17 protein-coding genes are annotated in these 20340 nt (G+C 68.7%); 7 read left to right on the top strand and 10 right to left on the bottom strand.

Annotated features, from left to right (window positions below; all coding sequences use genetic code 11):
• Window positions 1–547: 547 nt before the first annotated feature.
• The gene (locus ASF94_RS16460; protein ID WP_056668793.1) at window positions 548–2128 is read left to right on the top strand and encodes a methyl-accepting chemotaxis protein; all 1581 of its coding nucleotides are present in this window, start codon (window positions 548–550) and stop codon (window positions 2126–2128) included.
• A gap of 78 nt (window positions 2129–2206) precedes the next feature.
• Here the strand turns inward: ASF94_RS16460 and ASF94_RS16455 are convergent, their stop codons facing one another.
• From ASF94_RS16455 to ASF94_RS16440, 4 genes are all read right to left on the bottom strand, one after another.
• Window positions 2207–3250, bottom strand: coding sequence for a bifunctional nicotinamide-nucleotide adenylyltransferase/Nudix hydroxylase (locus ASF94_RS16455; RefSeq protein WP_056668790.1), 1044 nt, complete (start codon window positions 3248–3250; stop codon window positions 2207–2209).
• Window positions 3251–3439: 189 nt separating this feature from the next.
• The gene (locus tag ASF94_RS16450; RefSeq protein WP_056668787.1) at window positions 3440–5146 is read right to left on the bottom strand and encodes an NAD+ synthase; all 1707 of its coding nucleotides are present in this window, start codon (window positions 5144–5146) and stop codon (window positions 3440–3442) included.
• A 33-nt stretch (window positions 5147–5179) separates the two neighbouring features.
• A complete protein-coding gene (gene pncB / locus ASF94_RS16445) occupies window positions 5180–6460 on the bottom strand; it encodes a nicotinate phosphoribosyltransferase (RefSeq protein ID WP_082493361.1) in 1281 nt (426 codons plus the stop codon).
• Between the two features lie 46 nt (window positions 6461–6506).
• Entirely contained in the window at window positions 6507–7367 is an 861-nt protein-coding gene (locus ASF94_RS16440) for a hypothetical protein (protein ID WP_056668784.1), read from the bottom strand.
• Window positions 7368–7547: 180 nt separating this feature from the next.
• On the opposite strand from ASF94_RS16440, the gene ASF94_RS16435 reads away from it, so the two are divergent.
• Window positions 7548–8261, top strand: a complete 714-nt coding sequence (locus tag ASF94_RS16435) for an NUDIX domain-containing protein (RefSeq protein ID WP_082493355.1) — start codon at window positions 7548–7550, stop codon at window positions 8259–8261.
• Window positions 8262–8365: 104 nt separating this feature from the next.
• Here ASF94_RS16435 and ASF94_RS16430 read toward each other — a convergent pair whose 3' ends face one another.
• The 4 genes from ASF94_RS16430 to metK all read right to left on the bottom strand — a co-directional run bounded on the left by ASF94_RS16430 (window position 8366) and on the right by metK (window position 12015).
• Window positions 8366–8551 (bottom strand): DUF1328 domain-containing protein, encoded by a 186-nt coding sequence (locus tag ASF94_RS16430; protein WP_056668781.1) that lies wholly within the window; start codon window positions 8549–8551, stop codon window positions 8366–8368.
• A gap of 165 nt (window positions 8552–8716) precedes the next feature.
• Window positions 8717–9307, bottom strand: coding sequence for a LysE family translocator (locus ASF94_RS16425; protein WP_235505404.1), 591 nt, complete (start codon window positions 9305–9307; stop codon window positions 8717–8719).
• 169 nt (window positions 9308–9476) lie between these two features.
• Window positions 9477–10268, bottom strand: a complete 792-nt coding sequence (locus ASF94_RS16420) for an AraC family transcriptional regulator (RefSeq protein ID WP_056668775.1) — start codon at window positions 10266–10268, stop codon at window positions 9477–9479.
• Window positions 10269–10833: 565 nt separating this feature from the next.
• Window positions 10834–12015 (bottom strand): methionine adenosyltransferase, encoded by a 1182-nt coding sequence (gene metK, locus ASF94_RS16415; protein ID WP_056668772.1) that lies wholly within the window; start codon window positions 12013–12015, stop codon window positions 10834–10836.
• A 138-nt stretch (window positions 12016–12153) separates the two neighbouring features.
• Here metK and ASF94_RS16410 point away from each other — a divergent pair, with 138 nt between their 5' ends.
• The gene (locus ASF94_RS16410) at window positions 12154–13104 is read left to right on the top strand and encodes a lysophospholipid acyltransferase family protein (RefSeq protein WP_082493354.1); all 951 of its coding nucleotides are present in this window, start codon (window positions 12154–12156) and stop codon (window positions 13102–13104) included.
• Window positions 13101–13970 carry a lysophospholipid acyltransferase family protein gene (locus ASF94_RS16405; RefSeq protein ID WP_056668769.1) on the top strand — a complete coding sequence of 290 codons (870 nt, stop codon included), beginning with the start codon at window positions 13101–13103 and terminating at the stop codon, window positions 13968–13970. Before ASF94_RS16410 ends, ASF94_RS16405 begins: the two co-directional genes overlap by 4 nt.
• A 71-nt stretch (window positions 13971–14041) precedes the next feature.
• Here ASF94_RS16405 and ASF94_RS16400 read toward each other — a convergent pair whose 3' ends face one another.
• A complete protein-coding gene (locus ASF94_RS16400) occupies window positions 14042–14950 on the bottom strand; it encodes an alpha/beta fold hydrolase (RefSeq protein ID WP_056668766.1) in 909 nt (302 codons plus the stop codon).
• Between the two features lie 52 nt (window positions 14951–15002).
• A complete protein-coding gene (gene yihA, locus ASF94_RS16395) occupies window positions 15003–15788 on the bottom strand; it encodes a ribosome biogenesis GTP-binding protein YihA/YsxC (protein WP_056668763.1) in 786 nt (261 codons plus the stop codon).
• Between the two features lie 93 nt (window positions 15789–15881).
• Here yihA and ASF94_RS16390 point away from each other — a divergent pair, with 93 nt between their 5' ends.
• From ASF94_RS16390 to ccsB, 3 genes are all read left to right on the top strand, one after another.
• Entirely contained in the window at window positions 15882–16541 is a 660-nt protein-coding gene (locus ASF94_RS16390) for a cytochrome c (RefSeq protein ID WP_056668760.1), read from the top strand.
• A gap of 154 nt (window positions 16542–16695) precedes the next feature.
• Complete coding sequence (locus ASF94_RS16385) at window positions 16696–18861, top strand: cytochrome c biogenesis protein ResB (RefSeq protein ID WP_056668757.1); 2166 nt, start codon at window positions 16696–16698, stop codon at window positions 18859–18861.
• Window positions 18858–20201: a c-type cytochrome biogenesis protein CcsB gene (gene ccsB / locus ASF94_RS16380; RefSeq protein ID WP_056668754.1), complete on the top strand. Its 1344-nt coding sequence runs from the start codon at window positions 18858–18860 to the stop codon at window positions 20199–20201. The genes ASF94_RS16385 and ccsB overlap by 4 nt, the downstream gene beginning before the upstream one ends.
• Window positions 20202–20340 lie beyond the last annotated feature (139 nt).

The raw sequence follows: 20340 nt of genomic DNA, 5'->3' as shown, positions 1-20340 counted from the left end.
GCGACGCAGGACGCGCTGTCGCGCTGACCGACCCTCCGGCGCGCAGCCATCGCTTGCGCGCCGGCTGCACCGAGCGGACCCGGCCCTGGCCGGGTCTTATCGTTGGTGGCCCATCTTGCGCTATTACTTCAATAGCTAGAAACGCTGATGTGTCGGGCGCTGGATCCTAAAAAGGCTTGAAACTTCCAGACTTCGCAGGGCGGCCCAGGTGGTGTGGATGGCACGAGCGGCTCATTCCCCTGGGGCTTGATCGCTGGGCTGGCAGATGACAACCTGGCGTTTTGCCGCTCCTGCGCGCCTCGTCAGCGCGACCAGGGAGGCCAACCCAGTCCAGGGGGCTCGGCACGGGCCGGCGCGGAACGCTTCAGGCTGGCTTAAGGCAGCTATGCATCGCCTCCGTCTCCGTCCCGAGTTCACGTGCCCTGCGCGTAATTTCGACCCACCGAAGTTTCCACCCCACGGACTTGCCCCATAAGCCACAGGCCCTATTGTTTCCAGTTGTTATATTGGACTGTTAAGTTTTTGTGACAGTCCGGGGAGAGACGAGATGAAGTTGAGAACACGCATCGTGCTGCTGTGCGGCACGACGCTGCTGGGTTTGCTGGTGCTGTCGGCGGTGGCGCTGACGACGCTGTATCAGTCGATGATGGAGGAGCGGACGGCGCAGCTGTCCACCCTGGTGGTGCTGGCCAACGAGGCGGCCCAGAAGGCCTACGACCTGGAGAAGGCCGGCAAGATCTCGCGGGAAGAGGCGCTCAGGCAGGCCAAGCAGGCCATCGCCAGCTTCCACAAGGGCGATCTGTACTTCTTCGTGCGCGGCTACACCGACGACGTGAACTACGTCCACCCCAACCCCAAGCGCGTGGGCATCGTGGACGAGAAGGTGGGGCGGGCTGCGGGCGAGCGCTACCGCGCGGCGCTGCAGGGCAAGACGGTGGCCATGGTGGTGGCCCCGGGCACGCGCCCTGGCGCCAAGGAGCCGGTCGAGAAGATGTACGCCATCATCAAGTTCGAGCCCTTCGACTGGATCATCGGCTTCGGCGACTACATCGACGACATCGAGACCGCCTTCTGGCGCAACACCGCCATCCTGCTGTCGATCGGCGGCGTGCTGATGCTGGCGGTGGGCTGGCTCGCCTGGAACATGCAGCGCTCGCTCATGCGCCAGCTGGGCGGCGAGCCGCAATACGCGGCCGATGTGGTGAACCAGATCTCCACCGGCAATCTGGCGGTCGACGTGCAGACGCGCGCAGGCGATGAGACCAGCATCCTGCACGCCATCCGGATCATGCGGGACAACCTGGCGCACCTGGTGCGGCAGGTGCGCGACAGCACCGGCTCCATCACGACGGCTTCGGCCGAGATTGCATCGGGCAACAGCGACCTGTCCTCGCGCACCGAGTCGCAGGCCAGCGCGCTGGAGGAGACCGCCGCGTCGATGGAAGAGCTGACCGCCACCGTGCAGCAGAACGCCGAGAACGCACGCCGCGCCAACGAGCTGGCGCAGGCCGCTTCCGGCGTGGCCGCGCGGGGCGGCGCGGTGGTCGACCAGGTGGTGGACACCATGGGCTCCATCGACCAGTCGTCGCGCAAGATCGTGGACATCATCAGCGTGATCGACGGCATCGCCTTCCAGACCAACATCCTGGCGTTGAACGCCGCCGTGGAAGCTGCCCGCGCCGGCGAGCAGGGACGGGGCTTTGCCGTGGTGGCCTCGGAAGTGCGCAGCCTGGCGCAGCGCTCGGCCTCGGCCGCCAAGGAGATCAAGGGCCTGATCGACGATTCCGTCGCCAAGGTCAGCCTGGGCACCGGACTGGTTCAGCAGGCCGGTGAAACGATGCGCGAGATCGTCGACGGCGTGGGCCGGGTGACCAGCATGGTGGGCGAGATCACGGCGGCCAGCGCGGAGCAGAGCGCCGGCATCGCGCAGGTGAACCAGGCCGTGTCGCAGATGGACCAGAGCACCCAGCAGAATGCCGCGCTGGTGGAGGAAGCCCTGGCCGCAGCCCAGTCGCTGGCGCACCAGGCGCAGGCCTTGTCTCACACGGTGGACCAGTTCCGCGTGGGCGACGATGCAGTGACGACGTTCGGGGCGCTGCCTGCAGGGGCGATGCCGGCCCTGCGCTGAGCGCCCTCCGGATGGGGGCGGGCCGGCGGGTGGCTGCCGCCCGAGGCGCCGGACGTTCCTGGTATTGCGGTTCGTGGCTCAGCCGCCCATGCGCGGCGTGATGTCCAGAAAATGGTCCAGCATGTGGAAGTGGTCTTCGAAGAAGGCCTCTTCCAGTTCGCCGATGCGCTCCACCGGCACCCACTGCACCTCGGCTGCGTCGTCGTCGGCCTGCACGGGCGGGAAGGCGTCGCCCTCCAGGTCGAAATAGTGTGCGTGCGTGATGGTGCGGCCCCGCTGGCTGCGGTCGGGGTGGTCGAACACGGTCACGGCGCGCAGCGCCGAGCGCATGCGCGATTCGGGCAGCTGCACATGCGTCTCTTCCAGCAATTCGCGCAGGCAAGACTGCCAGACCGTTTCGCGCTGCTCGATGAAACCGCCCGGCACCGCCAGCTGGCCCCGACCCGGCGCCTGGCCGCGGCGGATCAGCAGCACGTGGTTCTGGCAGCGCAGCACGGCGTCCACCGTGACGAACACGGGCGGATAGGGCGCTGCCGCCCAGGACGCGCGGTAGCCGCGCAGCATGCGCCATTCCTCCTGCAGCGCGGGGTAGTGCGGCTGGCCCGCGAAGGCCTGCAGGAAGGCCAGCGTGCTCGCCGGCATCTGGTCCGCCAGCGGCGCCAGCGCGGCGGCCACGTCGTGCGGTCCGGCACCGAAATAGGCATCGCGGATCGCGGTGGCGTCGATGCTGCCCTGGCGCTCCACGGACATCAGATCCCAGCCCGGGAAGGAGCGCAGGTAGCTGCTGGTCGCGTCCTTGAAATGCCCGACCAGGCCGATGCGGGCGCCCGCCGCACAGTGCTGCTGCACCGCCGCGCGCACGGCAGCCACCCAGCGGGCTTCGTTGTAGTAGTCGCGCACCGGCAGCACCGTCATGCGCGCCCGGTCGGCCTCGGGCAGCGCGCTGCGCAGCATGGCTTCGCGCTCGGTCCAGGTGAAAGGGTTCTTGGGCGACCGGGCCTGCCAGGCCGAGCCCATGATCACGATGACCTGGCCGGCGTGGGCGAGCGCGTGCCGCAGCAGCGCCAGATGACCGTTGTGAACCGGCTCGAAGCGGCCGATGAGGATGGCGGTGTCGTGCATGCGAGGAAGACGCTCGGTGGCGTTCGGTGGCTTTCCGCAGCGGCAGGCCGTTGGCCGCCGCGAGCGGTGTTATCAAAAAAGTGAGCGGCTGACGCTGATGGGATGAGCGCTACAGGGCATTTTGGCTCAAATGCGGACGGCATCCCGGCACGCGGCCGGCCTGGCGTGCGGCGAAGGCCGGGCGCCGGTTCAGCGGTACACCGCCGCGATCGGCATCTGCCGCCCGTTGCCGAAGGCCTTGGCGCGCACGCGCAGGATGGGCGGGGCCTGGCGGCGCTTGTATTCGCTGCGCGCCACCATCAGCCGCACCCGCTGCAGCAGCGCCAGGCCGGCGGCGTCGCCCTGCTGCAGCTGCTGGGCGAAGGCATGAGCCGATGCGTACTCTGCGTGCGACAGGCCCTCGCCCTCGATCAGCAGCTTCAGGATCTCGTCGAGCACCGGGTAGGGCGGCAGGCTGTCCACATCGCGCTGCCCGGGCGCCAGCTCGGCGGAGGGCTCCTTGTCGATGATGGCCTGCGGTATCAGCTCGCGGCCGGCCTGTTCGTTCACATGGCGCGAGAGGGAGAACACCTCGGTCTTGTACAGATCGCCGATCAGGCCCAGCCCGCCGTTGGTGTCGCCGTAGAGCGTGCAGTAGCCCACCGAGATCTCCGACTTGTTGCCCGTGGTGAGCAGCAGATGGCCGAAGGCATTGGAATATTCCATCAGCGTGGTGCCGCGGATGCGCGCCTGCAGGTTCTCCAGCGGCAGGCCGGCCAGTGGCTGGCCGAAGGACGCCTCGAACTGCGCGGCGTAGCCGGCCACCAGGTCGGCGATGGGATGGGTGTGCAACTGCACACCCAGGTTGCGGCAGAGCGCCACCGAGTCATCGACCGAGCCGCTGCTGGAAAAGCGCGACGGCATGGTGATGCCCACCACGTTCTCCGGCCCCAGCGCCTGGGCGGCCAGCGCCAGGGTCAGCGCGCTGTCGATGCCGCCGGAGCTGCCCACCACCGCCTGCCGGAAGCCGCAGCGCCGGGCGTAGTCGGCCAGGCCCAGCACGATCTGCTGGCGGTAGAACTCCATCGTCGGCAGGCCTTCCAGCGGCACGGGCGGCGGTGCGCTGCCGTCCGCCAGGGCGAAGCGCCCGTCGGCCGACAGCTGCAGCGTGCGCACTTCCTCCGCGAAGCGCTCGGCCTCGAACACCACGCCTCCTTCGGGCTCGGCCGCGAACGAGGCGCCGTCGTAGACGATCTGGTCGTGCCCGCCCACCTGGTTGACGTAGACGATGGGCAGGCCATGCCGGCGGGCCGCGCCGCCGAACACCTGGTGGCGCTGCTCACGCTTGCCGATGTGGCTGGGGCTGGCGTTGATGCTGATGACCACGTCCGGCGCGGCATCGGCCATGCGCAGGAACGGGTTGTGCGCGTAGTCGGCCTGGGCGTCGTTCCAGCCGTCCTCGCACACCATGAAGCCGACCTGCGCGCCGCCGATGCGCAGGACCTTGGCCACGTCCGGGCCGGGCTCGAAGTGGCGGCGCTCGTCGAAGATGTTGTAGGTGGGCAGCAGCTGCTTGGCGTAGTGCAGCCGCACCTCGCCGGCACGCAGCACCAGCAGGGCGTTGTGCAGGCGCTTGCCGGGGCTTTGCGTGCGGGTGGGCGCGCCCACCACCCAGTGCAGCTGCGGCAGGGCGGCCGAGGCTTCGCGCAGCGCGGCCAGGCCCGCCTCGATGCGGTCGAGGAAGACGGCCTCCTCCAGCATGTCGCCGGGGTAGTAGCCGCACAGCGCCAGTTCGGAGAAGACCACGATGTCCGAGCGCTCGGCGGCCGCCTGGCGGGCGGCGTCGGTCATGCGCAGGACGTTGCCTTCGATGTCGCCGACGGTGAAGTTGAGCTGTGCGATGGTGATGCGGAGCATGGTGTGCGTCCTTGTGCTGAAGGAAGAGGGCGTTCAGGCGGTCGGTGCCGCCGCCCGTGCCGCGGATGCCGTTGCCGCCGGTGCTGCCGGTGAGGCAGGCGAGGCAGGCGAGGCGGGCGCAGCCACGTTGAACACCTGCCGCAGGTAGGCGAGGAAGGTTTCATCGTCGCAGAGCGTCTTGCCCGGGCTGTCGGAGAGCTTCGCCACCGGCTGGCCGTTCGCCCGCACGATCTTCATCACGATGTGCAAGGGCCGCAGCGCCGGGCTGTCGCCCATGTCGTTGGTCAGCTGCGTGCCGATGCCGAAGCCCAGTTGCACGCGGTCGCCGAAGTGGCGGTAGAGCGCGATGGCGCGGTCCACGTCCAGCCCGTCGGAGAACACCAGCCGCTTGGTGTGCGCGTCGATGCGCAGGCGGGCGTAGTGCGCCAGCGCTTTCTCGCCCCAGGCGACGGGGTCGCCCGAGTCGTGCCGCAGCCCGTCGAAGAGCTTGGCGAAGTAGAGGTCGAAGTCGGCGAGGAACGCGTCCATGCCCACCGTGTCGGTCAGGGCGATGCCCAGGTCGCCCCGGTATTCCTGCACCCAGTCTTCCAGCGCGGCCTGCTGGAAGTCGCGCAGCCGTACGCCCAGCGACTGGTAGGTCTGCAGGTATTCGTGGGCCATGGTGCCGATCGGCACCAGGTTCAGGTCGCGTGCCAGCAGCACGTTGCTGGTGCCCTTGAACCACTGCGGCACCTCGCGGGCCAGGGTCTGCACCACCTCGCGCTGCCAGGGGCCGCTGAACCGCCGGCGCAGGCCGAAGTCGAACATCTCGAACGGGTGGCGGCAGGCGGCCTCGCCCGCCAGGCGGCGCAAGCGTTGGAGCTTGGCGGCGAGCCGGGCCCGGCCGCCGGCCAGCGCAGCCGCCTGGTCCGCGCGGCGGAAGTACAGCTCGTTGACGATGGCCAGCACGAAGATCTCGAAACCCATCACATGCACCTGCGGCCCGCGCGCCACGATGGCGAGGTCATCGCCCTCGGCCCGCGCCTCGATGAAGCCGCGCTGGAACTGGAAGAGCCGCAGGAAGTCCACGAAGTCGCTCTTGATGAAGCGCAGCCCGCCCAGGTAGTCGAGCTCGCCTGGCGTGAAGCGCAGCGCGCAGAGCTGATCCAGCGCGGCGTTCACCTCGGGCAGCAGCTCGGCCAGCGGATAGGCCGGGCGGTTGCGGCAGACGAAGCGGTATTCGGCCTGCGTCTGCGGATGGCGGTGCAGCAGTGCCTGCCACATCGTGAACTTGTAGAGGTCGGTGTCGAGCAGGCTGGTGATGACGGGTGGCATGGTGTTGCTCATATATTGATAGCTAACTGCGCTTATTCACCAAGCGCTAGAGCGTGATTTGATTGGAATCCGACAGCTGAACGCCCAGCGTGCGCATGGCGCCCAGAAAGGCTTCGTGCTGTGCCCCGAAGCCGACCACCGGGCTCATGCAGTCGGTCAGCAGCACCATGCGGTTCGGGGTCCAGCCGGGTTGGTGGTCGGGCAGGTGCTGCACCAGGTGTTCGACGGTCGAGCGCACGCAGTGGCTGCTGGCTTCGCCCGCCACGATCAGCAGGTCGGCGGTGGCGAGGGAGTCCAGCAGCGGCAGGTTGAGCGCGGTGCCGGGCTCGGCCGGGTCGGGCACCTCGGCCTGGATGGCGCTGTAGTGCTCGGTCCACGGGTTCATTCCCTTGAACACGTTGCGCACCGCCCGCTGCTGCGCCGCCTGCCACGTGCCCAGCGCTGCCAGCAGGCTGGCGTGCACGCCGTGCCCCCAACTGCCGACCTCGCAGTGCTCGGGCCACACCATGAGCGTGTAGCGGCCCTGGGCCTCGAGCGCGTCCAGGTAGGCGAGCACGCGGGGCAGGGCGGAGGCATCGCGCGGCACGTAGCCACCCGCCCGCACCTGGGCCGCTGAGATGGGGGTGAAGGGCACCACGTCGTCCCCGGCGCCGGTGCGCCAGAACCCCGGGTGGGCGATGTCGTACCGCTGGTGCGAATCGAGCGTCACCGTCACGGCCTCGATGCGGTGGCCCTGCGTGTCCAGCCAGTGCGCGAGCCGCTGCATGTCGCCATGGGCACCGGCCACCGGCAGCGCCGGTGCGATGGGTTGGCCGTTCAGCGGCGCCAGGCCATGCCAGTCGGCGTGCAGATCGCAGAAGTCGTTTTGCGGATCGATGGCGAGCAGCTGGATGCGGGAGTGGGGCATGGAGGTTCTCCGTGGAGGGTGTGGGCGCAGTCTAATGGTGTTAGTTATTTATTGCAACTAAGTCGCATGACGGACGGCATGGCCGAGGCAACGAAAGTCGCAGCAGCGGGGCGTGCGGGTCGGAGGGGACGCCGCGCAGGCAGAGGGTGCTAAGCTTGTTCGTCCACTCTTGCACCGAACATGGCTCGCGCTGCTCCATCCCGCCCCATCGACGTTCCCGAAGGCCCGTCCCCTGTGCTCTGCACCGTGGACGTGGTGCTGCTGGCGCTCGATGCCGGTGCGCTGAAGGTGTTGCTGCTCCGCCGTGACCATGCGCCCTATGCCGGTGCCTGGGCACTGCCGGGCGGCTACATCCACCCCGAGGAAGATGCCGATGCGCATGCAGCGGCATTCCGCGTGCTGCGGGCCAAAGCCGGCGTGGAGAGCCCTTATCTCGAACAGCTGGCGACCTTTTCCGGGCTGGCGCGCGATCCGCGGGGCTGGTCGGTGGCCGTGGCGTACTACGCGCTCGTCCCCGGCTCGCTGCTGCCCGCCTGCGAGGCGCTGCCGGGCATGCGCTGGGTACCGGTGGATGGGTTGCCTGCGCTGCCGTTCGATCATGCGGAGATCGTGCGCACAGCATTTGAGCGCCTGCGCGGCAAGAGCCTCTACTCGTCGCTGCCCGTGTACTTGTGCGGGGAGCGCTTCACCCTGCCGCAGCTCCAGGCCGCTTACGAGGCGGTGCTGGGCGAGCCGCTCAACAAGGTCAGCTTTCGCCGCAAGATGGAGGAAATGGCGATGCTGGAGCCCGTAGAGGGGGCCCTGCACTCGGGCGGTGCGCACCGGCCGGCCCAGCTCTACCAGCTCAAGCCCCGCTTTCGCCGCAACCTGTCGCTGTTGCCGCGCGGGCTGTAAGCGGCACTGCCCGGGCCGGCACGACTGTGCTAGCACCGGGCAGCGTGGATGGGCTCGTGGCCAGAGGGCGGCGGCCGCCAGCGCCTTGGCGGCCCCGCCCCGGGTTATCGAAGCGCCTTGCGCGCCGCGCCCACACCCATCACCGCCAGGATGACGAACACCACGGCCAGCACCAGGAACAGGATGAACAGGATCTTGGCAATACCGGCAGCGCCGGCGGCCACGCCGGTGAAGCCCAGGGCGCCTGCGACGAGCGAAATGATGGCGAAGATGATGGCGAACTTGAGCATGGGGGAACTCCTTGAAAATTGCAGACGGTGGGCACCGGTGTGCGTTGACGATGGAACAACGATAGATTTCGGTCCGCCCCCGCCACGTCGGCCGTGCGAGGTGAAAAGCGTAGGAGCGGGTCGATCCGCAGCGCAATGGCACTCGGCCCGGGCGTGGCTTGTTCTTCAGCGCAGCGCGTTGATGGCCATACCGGCGGCGAGCGCCAGCAGCACGGCGCCGGTCGCACGCTCCAGCCGCCCTACATGGCGGGCGAAGCGCCGCATCACCACCGGGTGACCGGCTGCGGCCGCAACCAGCAAGTCCCACCCCAGCACGGCACATACCATCCAGACACCGCATATCGCCTGCAGATAGCCGGGTGAAGAGGCCAGCAAGGTGAAGAGACTGGCGTACGACAGGGCGTTTTTCGGATTGAGCAAGGCGTTGATGAGCCCCATGCGCAGTGCTTGCGGCCATCCAGGCGCCAGGGCATCCGCCGCTCCCGGCGCCTGCACCGTGACGGGCGTGCCCGGTGAGCGCACCAGCCGCATGCCCAGCCATGCCAGATAACCGCAGCCGCCCCACTGCAACGCCGTGTACAGCATGCTGTCCGGCTGCACGGCCGACAGCCCTGCCCATGCCAGCGCGATGAAGAGCCCGTTGGCCAGCGCCACGCCCGCACAGATACCGCTCGCGCGACGCCAGCCATGCAGGAGTGCCGTGCGCACGATGAGAAAGAAGTCGGGCCCGGGGCTTAGCAGCGCCAGGAAATGCACACCGGCCACGATCAAAAAGAGTTCAAGCACCGTTTCGCCTTTGCTGCGGTCACGCGGGCGGGGTGCCTGCGGATTGCCACAGTCTGGCGAGCGGGGGGCATGCCGTCTTGGAAAAAAAGACCGGGATGCGGCTGCCGGGCGGATGCGCGACAGACCCGTCCCGCTCAGCTCAGCGCCGGTACTCGCCCGGCGTCGCCGCCACGTGCTGCTTGAAGACGTGGTGGAAATGGCTCTGGTCGTAAAAACCCAGTTCGTGCGCCACGGAGGCGAGCGCCTCGCCGGTGCGAAGCCGCTCTCGCGCCGCATTGACCCGCAGATCGAGCTGGTAGGCGTGAGGCGTCATCCCTGTGACTGCACGGAAGGAGCGCACCAGCGCGCGTGGCGATGTGCCGGCCTTCTCTGCCAGCAGCGGCAGGGGGACCGCGTCCTCCGGCTGGGCATGCAGCAAAGCGAGCGTCTTCGCGACCGGTGAGTCGGCGGCGGCAGGCGCGAGAGGCACGACCTCTCCGGCTCGCCAACTGCCTTGCAGCACGAAATCCCGGATGGCTGCTTCCTTCGACTGCGCACAGGCGCTGGAGAAGATCGACTGGTTGAGCGCCGTGAACGCCTGGTAGGCCTGGGCATCCTTCACGACCAAGGCATGGGACGGCCATGATGCAGCTCCGGCTGCGTTCAGAACGCCCTCGGCCCACGCGGCGTCCAGATGCAGCATCTTATAGCTCCACGACATGCCGGGCGACGGATTGCAGGCGTGGGTGCAGCCGGCCGGCACCACCACCAACGTCCCTGGATGCAGCGGCACGCTGTGCCCTTGCGAGGTGAAGACGCTGCGGCCTGCGTCCACTGCGCCGATGGAGAGTGTGGTGTGCGTGTGGGGTCGGTAGCAGGCGCGGTTTTGAACGGCCCGGCGGCTTTCGGCGAACGGCAGCGCGGGATCGCGCCAGAAGGCGGCAGAGGTCATGGCGGCCGATGTTAAAGGGCGGGCCGCCGACCCGCTGCGCGCAGCGCGGTGATATGAATGGTTTGTGGCTGCGGCGCGGCCCTGCGGACCTTCACATCGCTGCGCGATGTGAGCCTCGCCGCAAGGCCGCCGAACCCGCTGCGCGGGTTGCCGGGCTTACAGCCCGGCCGCTGCACGCAGCGCGGTGATGTGGAATGGCTTGTGGCTGCGGCGCGGCCCTTTGGGCCTTCACATCGCTGCGCGATGCGAGCCTCGCCACAAGGCCTCCGACCCGCTGCGCGGGTTGCCGGGCTTACAGCCCGGCCGCTGCGCGCAGCGCGGTGATGTGGAGTGGCTTGTGGCTGCGGCGCGGCCCTGCGGGCCTTCACATCGCGTTGCGATGTGAGCCTTGCCGCAAGGCCGTCGACCCGCTGTGCGGGTTGCCGGGCTTACAGCCCGGCCGCTGCACGCAGCGCGGTGATGTGGAGTGGCTTGTGGCTGCGGCGCGGCCCTGCGGGCCTTCACATCGCTGCGCGATGTGAGCCTCGCCGCAAGGCCGCCGAACCCGCTGTGCGGGTTGCCGGGCTTACAGCCCGGCCGCTGCACGCAGCGCGGCGGCCTTGTCCGTCTTTTCCCAGGTGAACTCGGGTTCTTCGCGGCCGAAGTGGCCGTAGGCAGCAGTCTTCTCGTAGATCGGGCGCAGCAGGTCGAGCATCTGGATGATGCCCTTGGGGCGCAGGTCGAAGTGTTCCTGCACCAGCTTGGCGATCTGGTCGTCGGGGATCACGCCCGTACCTTCCGTGTACACCGTCACGTTCATCGGGCGCGCCACGCCGATGGCGTAGGCGACCTGGATCTGGCACTGGCGTGCCAGGCCCGCGGCCACGATGTTCTTGGCCACGTAGCGGGCGGCGTAGGCGGCCGACCGATCCACCTTGGTCGGATCCTTGCCGCTGAAGGCGCCGCCACCGTGCGGGCAGGCGCCGCCGTAGGTGTCGACGATGATCTTGCGGCCCGTCAGGCCGCAGTCGCCTTGCGGGCCGCCGATGACGAAGCGGCCGGTGGGGTTGATGAGGAACTTGGTGTCCTTCAGCCATTCACCGGGCAGCACGGGCTTGATGATCTCCTCGATGACCGCTTCGATGAAGCTGGGCTTCATCGTCTTGGCCGTCTCGGACTGGTCAGGGTGGTGCTGGGTGGAGAGCACGACGGTGTCGATGCTGTGGGGCTTGCCGTCCACGTAGCGCATCGTGACCTGGCTCTTGGCGTCGGGCCGCAGGAAGGGCAGGCGGCCGTCCTTGCGCAGCTGGGCCTGGCGCTCGACCAGGCGGTGCGCGTAGTAGATGGGCGCGGGCATCAGCTCGGGCGTCTCGTCGCAGGCGTAGCCGAACATCAGGCCCTGGTCGCCGGCGCCGGTGTTCAGGTGGTCGTCGCTGGCGTGGTCCACGCCCTGGGCGATGTCGTTGCTCTGCTTGTCGTAGGCCACCAGCACCGCGCAGCCCTTGTAGTCGATGCCGTAGTCGGTGTTGTCGTAGCCGATGCGCTTGATGGTGTCGCGGGCGACCTGGATGTAGTCGACATGCGCGTTGGTGGTGATCTCGCCGGCCAGCACGACCAGGCCCGTGTTGGTCAGCGTTTCGGCCGCCACGCGGCTCAGGGGGTCCTGCGTGAAGATCGCGTCGAGGATGGCATCCGAGATCTGGTCGGCCACCTTGTCGGGGTGGCCTTCGGAGACGGACTCGGACGTGAAAAGGAAATCGTTCGCCATTTGAATAAACTCCGGTGCTTGACTTGCAGTGTGAGGGGACGTTGCCCTCAGCCCGGCGGCTATTGGCGAACGCTTTAGCAGAATTGTTTTACGTCGCCCTGCAAGTTGCTCATTTAACCCAGCGACCGGGCCATTCTAGTGCCATCCTTGTTTCGTCATCTCTTCCATGGTCTCGCGGCGCTGCCGCTCTGGCTGTCGCACTGGCTGGGGGCCGTGGCGGGCTGGATCGTGTTCGCCGCGTCGCCCACCTACCGCCGCCGCTTCCGGGACAACGCGGCGCTCGCGGGCTATGCGCTGGCCGACGTGCGCTCAGCCGTCGGCCATGCCGGCCGGATGGTGGCCGAGATGCCGCGCCTCTGGCTCAAGACCGCGTCGCCGCCGGTGGAGATCCGCAACGGCGACTGCGTGGAGCGGGCCTGGCAGCGCGGGCGCGGCATCGTCTTCCTGACGCCGCACCTCGGCTGCTTCGAGCTGTCGGTGCAGGCCGCCGCCGCGCGCTGGAGCCCCGCGCACGGCCCGATCACCATCCTCTACCGGCCGGCGCGCCAGCCCTGGCTGGCGGACATCATGCAGACCGCGCGCAACCGCCCGGGCATCGAGGCCGTGCCGACCACGCTGCAGGGCGTGCGGCAGATGATCAAGGCGCTGCGCCGCGGCGAAGCCGTGGGCCTGCTCCCCGACCAGGTGCCGCCGCTGGGGCTGGGCATCTGGTCGTCCTTCTTCGGACGCGAGGCCTACACCATGACGCTGGCCGCCCGCCTGGCCCAGCAGACCGGTGCGTCGGTGGTGCTGGCGCGCTGCGAGCGCCTGTCGCGCGGTCGTGGCTACGTGCTGCATTTCGAGGACATGGTCGAGCCGCTGTCGGCCGAGCTCGAGCCGGCCGTGCTGCAGATCAACCGGGCCATGGAGGGCCTGATCCGGCAAGACCCGCAGCAGTATCTGTGGGGGTATGGGCGCTACAAGCAGCCGCGCGGCGCGGGCGATGCACCGCCACCGGCATCGGCGAACCCAGCGCCTGCCGCGACGCCCGCACCCGCAACCGTACCCGCGTCCGCTTCCGAGTCCGGCGGAGCCGGGAGCGGCGCATGATGGCCCGCTTCGGCATCGCCCTGCTGGGGCTGCTCGGGCGCCTGCCCTTGCCCGTGCTGCGCGCGCTGGGCGCCTTCATCGGGCGGGCGCTGTTCCTGCTCGCGGCACGCCGCCGCAAGGTGGCGCTGCGCAATCTGGAGGTCTGCTTTCCCGACGTCTCGCCCGCACAGCGCCACGCCTGGGCACGCGAATCGTTCGAGGTGTTCTGCCAGACCTTCCTGGACCGGGGCTGGCTCTGGGCGGGCTCCGAAGCACTGGTGCGCAGCCGCGTTCGGCTGACCGGTGCGCTGCACGAACTGGAGGGCGACGCGCCCACCATCGTCTTCGCGCCGCATTTCTACAGCATGGATGCGGGCGGCCTGGCGCTGCCGCTCAACACGCAGCGCGAATTCACGTCCATCTTCGCCACCCACCCGGACCCGGTGCAGGACGCCTGGTTCATGGCGGGGCGCCAGCGCTTCGGCAACGTGCGCATGCTGAACCGGGCCGATGGCGTCAAGCCGATCCTCTCGACGCTGCGCAAGGGCGGGCTGCTCTACCTGCTGCCCGACATGGATTACGGGCCGAACGATTCGGTGTTCGTGCCGTTCTTCGCGGTGCCGCAGGTGGCCACGATTCCGTCGCTCTCGCGCTTCGCCCGGCTGGGGCGGGCCAAGGTGGTGGCGCTCTACAGCCGCATGACACCCGACGGCTACGTGGCCGAGCTGACGCCCGCGTGGGAGCACTTTCCGACCGACGACGCGGTGGCTGACACCGCCCGCATGAACCGCGAGCTGGAAGCCGCCATCCTGACCATGCCCAGCCAGTACTACTGGGTGCATCGGCGCTTCAAGACGCGGCCGGAGGGCGAACCGCCGGTTTATTGAGCCCCATGGGTCGTGGGCGCTTGTCCAGCAAGCGCCGGGTGCTATCAATATAGTAGCAATTGGGTGGGCGGCTACCGGGCCAGCAGGCCGGTGAGCGCAGCCGCCACCGCCTCAGGCTGCTCATGCACCACCCAGTGCGACGCTGCCGGCAGCGGCTGCACGCGCAGGTCGGGCACCCAGTCGCCCAAACCCTCCAGCAGGCCCGGCAGCAGGGCCGGATCGTTCATGCCCCACAGCACCTGGGTGGGCACGCGCACGGTCAGCATCTCGGGTGGCAGCTGGACGGCGGCAGCGCCCGGGTCGTCGCTGCTGGGCGGGCGCAGCGGGCTGGCGCGGTAGTAGTTGCAGGGGCCGGTCAGGCCCTGGCGCCACTGCTGGCGGTACTGGTCGCGCACGGCTGGGGTCAGCCAGTCGGGCGCGCCGCCGCCGCCGGGCGTGTCGAAGAAGCCGAACAGGCGGGCAAAGTCGTTCTCGGCCAGCAGCGCTTCGGCATCGGGTCGGCACAGAAAGCGCATGTAGTCGCTGGCAGCCTGCTGGGCCGGGTTGTTCTGCAGTTCGCGCACGAAGGCGCCCGGGTGGGGCGAATTCACGATCAGCAGGCGTTGCAGCAGCTCGGGCCGCTGGTTGGCCACGTTCCAGGCCACCGCCCCGCCCCAGTCGTGGGCGATCAGCGCGGCCAGCGGCTGGCCGTCGCCGCACTCGGCGGCGATCAGCGCCACCACGTCCTGCACCAGATGCTTGGCGCGGTAGGCCTGCACGTCCTGCGGACTGCTGGACGGCCCGAACCCGCGCAGGTGCGGGGCGACGCAGCGCCAGCCGCCGTTTTCGGGCCGGGAGAAATGCTCGAGCAGCCCGTCCCAGATGAAGGCGCCCTCGGGAAAGCCGTGCAGGAACATCAGCACCGGCCGGCCGGCCTCGCCGCTCACGCGGCAGTGCAGGGTGGTGCCGTGCGGCAGGGCGTGGTCCACGGTATCGATCATGCTGCGCTATTCTTTTCGTAGCTCGCAGCGCTGACGGATCGGGCGCTGCAGCCTAGTTGGGTTGAGAAGGGACGTCGCGGTCCGTGCCGCCGGCCGCTCGGTCGTGGTCCTCGGCGTCGAGCGCTGGCGCGCTGCCTTCGCCAGGGTCCGCTTCCTGGCTGCCGCCCTCCACCGGGTGCGACCACTGCCACAGCAGCTGGGCCACCTCGTCGACGCCTTGTTTCTTGAGGGCCGAGAACATCTTCACCTCGCCGCCGCCGGCCTGCAGTCGCGTGATGGACAGCACCTTGGCCTGCTCGGCGCGGGTCAGCTTGTCGGCCTTGGTCAGCAGCACAAGGAATTTCAGCCCGGCCTCAACGCGCGGGCGCACGGCCTCCAGCAGGGCCTCGTCCAGCTCGGTCAGCCCCAGGCGCGGGTCGCACAGCAGCACGATGGCGGTGAGGCCCTGGCGCGAGCGCAGGTAGTTCACCATCACTTGCTGCCAGCGCTGCTTGTCCGAGCGCGACACGGCGGCATAGCCGTAGCCGGGCAGGTCGGCCAGCACCGCGTCGGTCACGCCCTGCCTGCCCAGGGCGAACAGGTTGATGTGCTGCGTGCGGCCCGGCTTCTTGGAGGCGAAGGCCAGCTGCTTTTGCTGGGTGAGGGTGTTGATGCAGGTGGACTTGCCGGCGTTGGAGCGGCCGACGAAGGCAATCTCCGGCACGGTGATGTCGGGCAGGTGGTGCAGCTGCGCCGCCGTGGTGAGAAAACGCGCGGTGTGCATCCAGCCCATGGCGACCTTGGCGTCGGGTGCGGGCGGAAGACTGCCAGCAACTGGCGCATGTGATGTAGTCGTCATAAATCGGGGTTTGAAGGGATACGGCGCAAAGGGTGGCGATTGTAGAATCGTGTGGTTTCCGTGCCGCAATACCACAAACAAGAAACCCTCGATATGAAGTTGCTTGCCTCCTTGCTGATGGCTGCCGCGCTGGCAGTTCCCGCCATGATGGCCCAAGCGGCAGGCGAGGCCCAGGCCCCGGCCGCTGCGGCGCAAAAGCCCGCCCAGCCCGCCAAGCCGGACCTGGTCAAGGGCGAGGCCAGCTACACCGCCGTGTGCGTGGCATGCCACGCCGCCGACGGCAATTCGTCCATCGCGGCCAACCCCAAGCTGGCGCAGCAGCATCCCGAGTATCTGGTCAAGCAGCTGCAGGAATTCAAGTCCGGCAAGCGCAAGGACCCGGTCATGCAGGGCATGGCGGCCATGCTGTCGGACGACGACATGCGCAATGTCGCCGCCTGGCTGGCCACCAAGCCCGCCAAGGCCGGTTTCGCGAAGGACAAGGAACTCGTCGGCCTGGGCGAGCGCATCTACCGCGGCGGCATCGCCGACCGCAACATCGCCGCCTGCGCCGGCTGCCACAGCCCGAACGGCGCCGGCATTCCGGCCCAGTACCCACGGCTGTCCGGTCAACATGCCGACTACACCGCCAAGCAGCTGGCAGAGTTCCGTGAAGGCAAGCGCGGCAACAGCGTGCAGATGACGCAGGTGGCCGCCAAGCTGAACGACCGCGAGATCAAGGCGGTGGCCGACTACATCGCCGGCCTGCGTTGATGCACGTCAAGCCGCAGGGGCTCTGCGCGCGGCCGGGCGGAACCTCCCGCCGATAATCACCACCCAAGACGGGCGGGCGCATCTGAACGGATGGCCCGCCCTTGTTGTTTGGGCCCTGGCCGCTGACTCACTACCGCTCTTCCTTTTCTTCTTCATGTCCGACTCCACCCACGGCATCCGGCTCCAGTCGCGCTCGCAGGCGCTGCGTGCGGCGATCGAGTTGCTGTCGTCGATGCGTTTCGCCATCGCGCTGCTGACGGTGATCTGCATCGCCTCGGTCATCGGCACCGTGCTCAAGCAGCACGAGCCGGCAGTGAATTACGTGAACCAGTTCGGCCCGTTCTGGGCCGAGGTCTTCCTGGCGCTGCACCTGAACGCCGTCTACAGCGCGTGGTGGTTCCTGCTGATCCTGGCCTTCCTGGTGGTAAGCACCTCGCTTTGCGTGGCCCGCAACGCACCGCGCTACCTGAGCGATGTGCGCAACTACAAGGAAAGCCTGCGCGAACAGAGCCTGGGGGCCTTCGCGCACCGTGCCGAGAACCACCTGCCCGACGCGCCCGAGGCCGCAGCGCGCCGGCTGGGCGCGCTGCTGGTGTCGGGCGGCTGGAAGGTCAGGCTGCAGCAACGCGGCGACCGGGGCTGGATGGTGGCCGCCAAGGCGGGCGCCGCCAACAAGATCGGCTACATCGCCGCGCACAGCGCCATCGTGCTGATCTGCCTGGGCGGCCTGCTGGACGGCGACCTGGTCGTGCGCGCACAGATGTGGCTGGGGGGCAAGACGCCCTATGCCGGCGGCGGCCTGATCTCCGAGGTGAAGCCCGAGCACCGCCTCTCCGAGCGCAACCCCACGTTCCGCGGCAACCTGCTGGTGGCCGAGGGAATGCAGTCCAGCATCGCCATCCTGAACCAGTCCGACGGCGTGCTGCTGCAGGAGCTGCCGTTCTCCATCGAGCTGAAGAAGTTCATCGTGGAGCATTACTCCACCGGCATGCCCAAGCTGTTCGCGAGCGACATCGTCATTCACGACAAGGCCACCGGCGAGGCCACGGCCGCGCGGGTGGAGGTGAACCACCCGGCCAGCTGGCGCGGCATCGAGATCTACCAGTCGAGCTTCGACGACGGCGGCTCGCAGGTCACGCTGCAGGCCCGCCCGCTGGTGGCGGGCGTGCAGCCCTTCGAGGTGCAGGGCGTGATCGGCGGCAGCTCGCCCCTGCCGGCCGCGGCCATGGGCCAGCCGCTGACGCTCGAATACGCGGCGCTGCGGGTGCTCAACGTCGAGAACTTCAGCGGGGCCAAGGAGCCCGGCGCGGCCGGCGCGACCGGCTCCGCCGTGGATGTGCGCAAGGTGGACCTGCGCTCGTCCATCGAATCGCGCCTGGGGGCCGGCAACAAGACCGTCACGCCGCGCGATCTGCGCAACGTGGGCCCCAGCATCACCTACAAGCTGCGCGACGCCTCGGGCCAGGCGCGCGAGTTCAACAACTTCATGCTGCCGGTGGACACGGGCGACGGCCAGCCGGTCTACCTGCTGGGCGTGCGCGAGACGCCCGCCGAGCCGTTCCGCTACCTGCGCGTGCCGGCCGACGACCAGGGCAGCATGGACGGCTTCGTGCGCATGCGGCTGGCGCTGGCCGATGGCGCGCTGCGAGAGCAGGCCGTCAAGCGCTATGTGGCGCTGGCGGTGGACCCATCGCGCCCCGAGCTGGCCGAGCAGCTCGGCCAGTCGGCCGTGCGCGCGCTGGCCCTGTTCGCAGGCGCCTTGCCCAGCAGCGAGAAGAGCGAGCGTGCCGGCCGGGCCGTGGGCGGCCTGCAGGCCATCTCCGACTTCATGGAAGCCAACGTGCCCGAGGCCGAGCGCGCCCGCGCGGGCGAGGTGCTGGTGCGCATCCTGAACGGCACGCTGTTCGAGCTGGCGCAACTGACCCGCCAGCGTGCCGGCCAGCCGCCGCTGGAGCAGAACGCCAGGACCCAGGCCTTCATGACGCAGGCCGTGCTGTCGCTGAGCGACGCGCAGATCTACCCGGCGCCCGTGGCGTTCGAGTTGAAAGGCTTCAACCAGGTGCAGGCCAGCGTCTTCCAGGTGGCCCGTGCGCCCGGCAAGAACGTCGTGTACCTAGGTTGCCTGTTCCTCATCGTGGGCATCTTCGCCATGCTCTACGTGCGCGAGCGCCGCATCTGGATCTGGCTGGCGCCCGAGGGCGAGGGCGCGCATGCCACCATGGCGCTATCGACCAACCGCAAGACGCTGGACGGCGACCGCGAGTTCGGCCAGTTGACCCGGAAACTGATCGGGGCGCCGCCCCACGGAGACACCGCATGAACACCGCCACCTCCACCACGACGGTCACGCTGAACGAAGGGTTCTTCGCCCGCCGCACCGCTTTCGACTGGCTGTTCGCCGCCATCGTGGCCGTGGGGGGATTGTTCACCCTGCAACGCTATGGCGCGGCCATGGACGGGTACGAAAAAGGCATCCTGCTCGGCGCCATTCCCTGCATGGTGTGGCTGGGCTGGTTCTGGCGGCCCCTGCGGGTGCTGGCGCTGGTGGTGGCGGGCTGCTCGCTGCTGGCCATCGGGCTTTATCAACAAGGCGGCACGGGCGACCTGGCGCGGGCCGACACCGTGTTCGGCCTGAAATACTTCCTGTCGAGCCAGTCCGCCATCCTCTGGATGAGCATGCTGTTCTTCATGAGCACCGCGTTCTACTGGATCGGCATGTTCTCGCGCGGCGAAGGCCAGACGCTGATGCTGATCGGCTCGCGCCTGGCCTGGACGGCCATCGCCATGGCGCTGATCGGCACCATGGTGCGCTGGTACGAGAGCTACCAGATCGCCCCCGACATCGGCCACATCCCGGTCAGCAACCTGTACGAGGTGTTCGTGCTGTTCTGCTGGATGACGGCGGCCTTCTACCTCTACTACGAGGCGCAGTACAAGACCCGCGCGCTGGGCGGCTTCGTCATGCTGGTGGTCAGCGCGGCGGTGGGCTTTCTGCTCTGGTACACGGTGGTGCGCGAGGCCCATGAGATCCAGCCCCTGGTGCCGGCCCTGAAGAGCTGGTGGATGAAGCTGCACGTGCCGGCCAACTTCATCGGCTACGGCACTTTCGCCCTCGCCGCCATGGTGGCGTTTGCCTACCTCATCAAGCTGCAGGCGAGTGAAACCCGCTGGTGGCGACTGGCGCCGCTGTGGCTGCTGGGCGTGGTGCTGTGCTTCGAGCCCATCGTGTTCCGCCAGGGCGGCGCGGACGGCAACGGCGGAGGCTACTGGATGGTCTACTTCGGCATCTCGGCCTTCATCGTGGCCGGCATCCTGCTGGGGCGGCGCCACATCGCGGCGCGCCTGCCGGCGTTCGAGGTGCTCGACGACATGATGTACAAGTCGATCGCGGTCGGCTTCGCCTTCTTTACCATCGCCACGGTGCTGGGCGCGCTCTGGGCCGCCGAGGCCTGGGGCGGCTACTGGAGCTGGGACCCGAAGGAGACCTGGGCCCTGATCGTGTGGCTGAACTACGCCGCCTGGCTGCACATGCGGCTGCTCAAGGGATTGCGCGGCGCGGTGTCGGCCTGGTGGGCGTTGGTGGGGCTGGCCGTCACCACGTTCGCGTTCCTCGGGGTCAACATGTTCCTGAGCGGCTTGCACAGCTACGGCACGCTTTAGCCCCCGGGGGCTAAAGCGCCAGGCAGGGGAGGGGCTGCACGCCTGCCGGTGATCCAGCCGGGGGCGGCCTGCGTACCTAGCATGCCCCCGCGTTTTCGCAAAAAGCCGAGGGCCAGCGCAGCCCGCGCGATTCAGTTAG

The sequence above is a fragment of the Acidovorax sp. Leaf160 genome, assembly GCF_001424265.1.
Lineage (GTDB): Bacteria > Pseudomonadota > Gammaproteobacteria > Burkholderiales > Burkholderiaceae_C > Paracidovorax.
The sequence above is the reverse complement of the archived record's forward strand: the minus strand, read 5'-3'. Positions and strand labels throughout refer to the sequence as shown.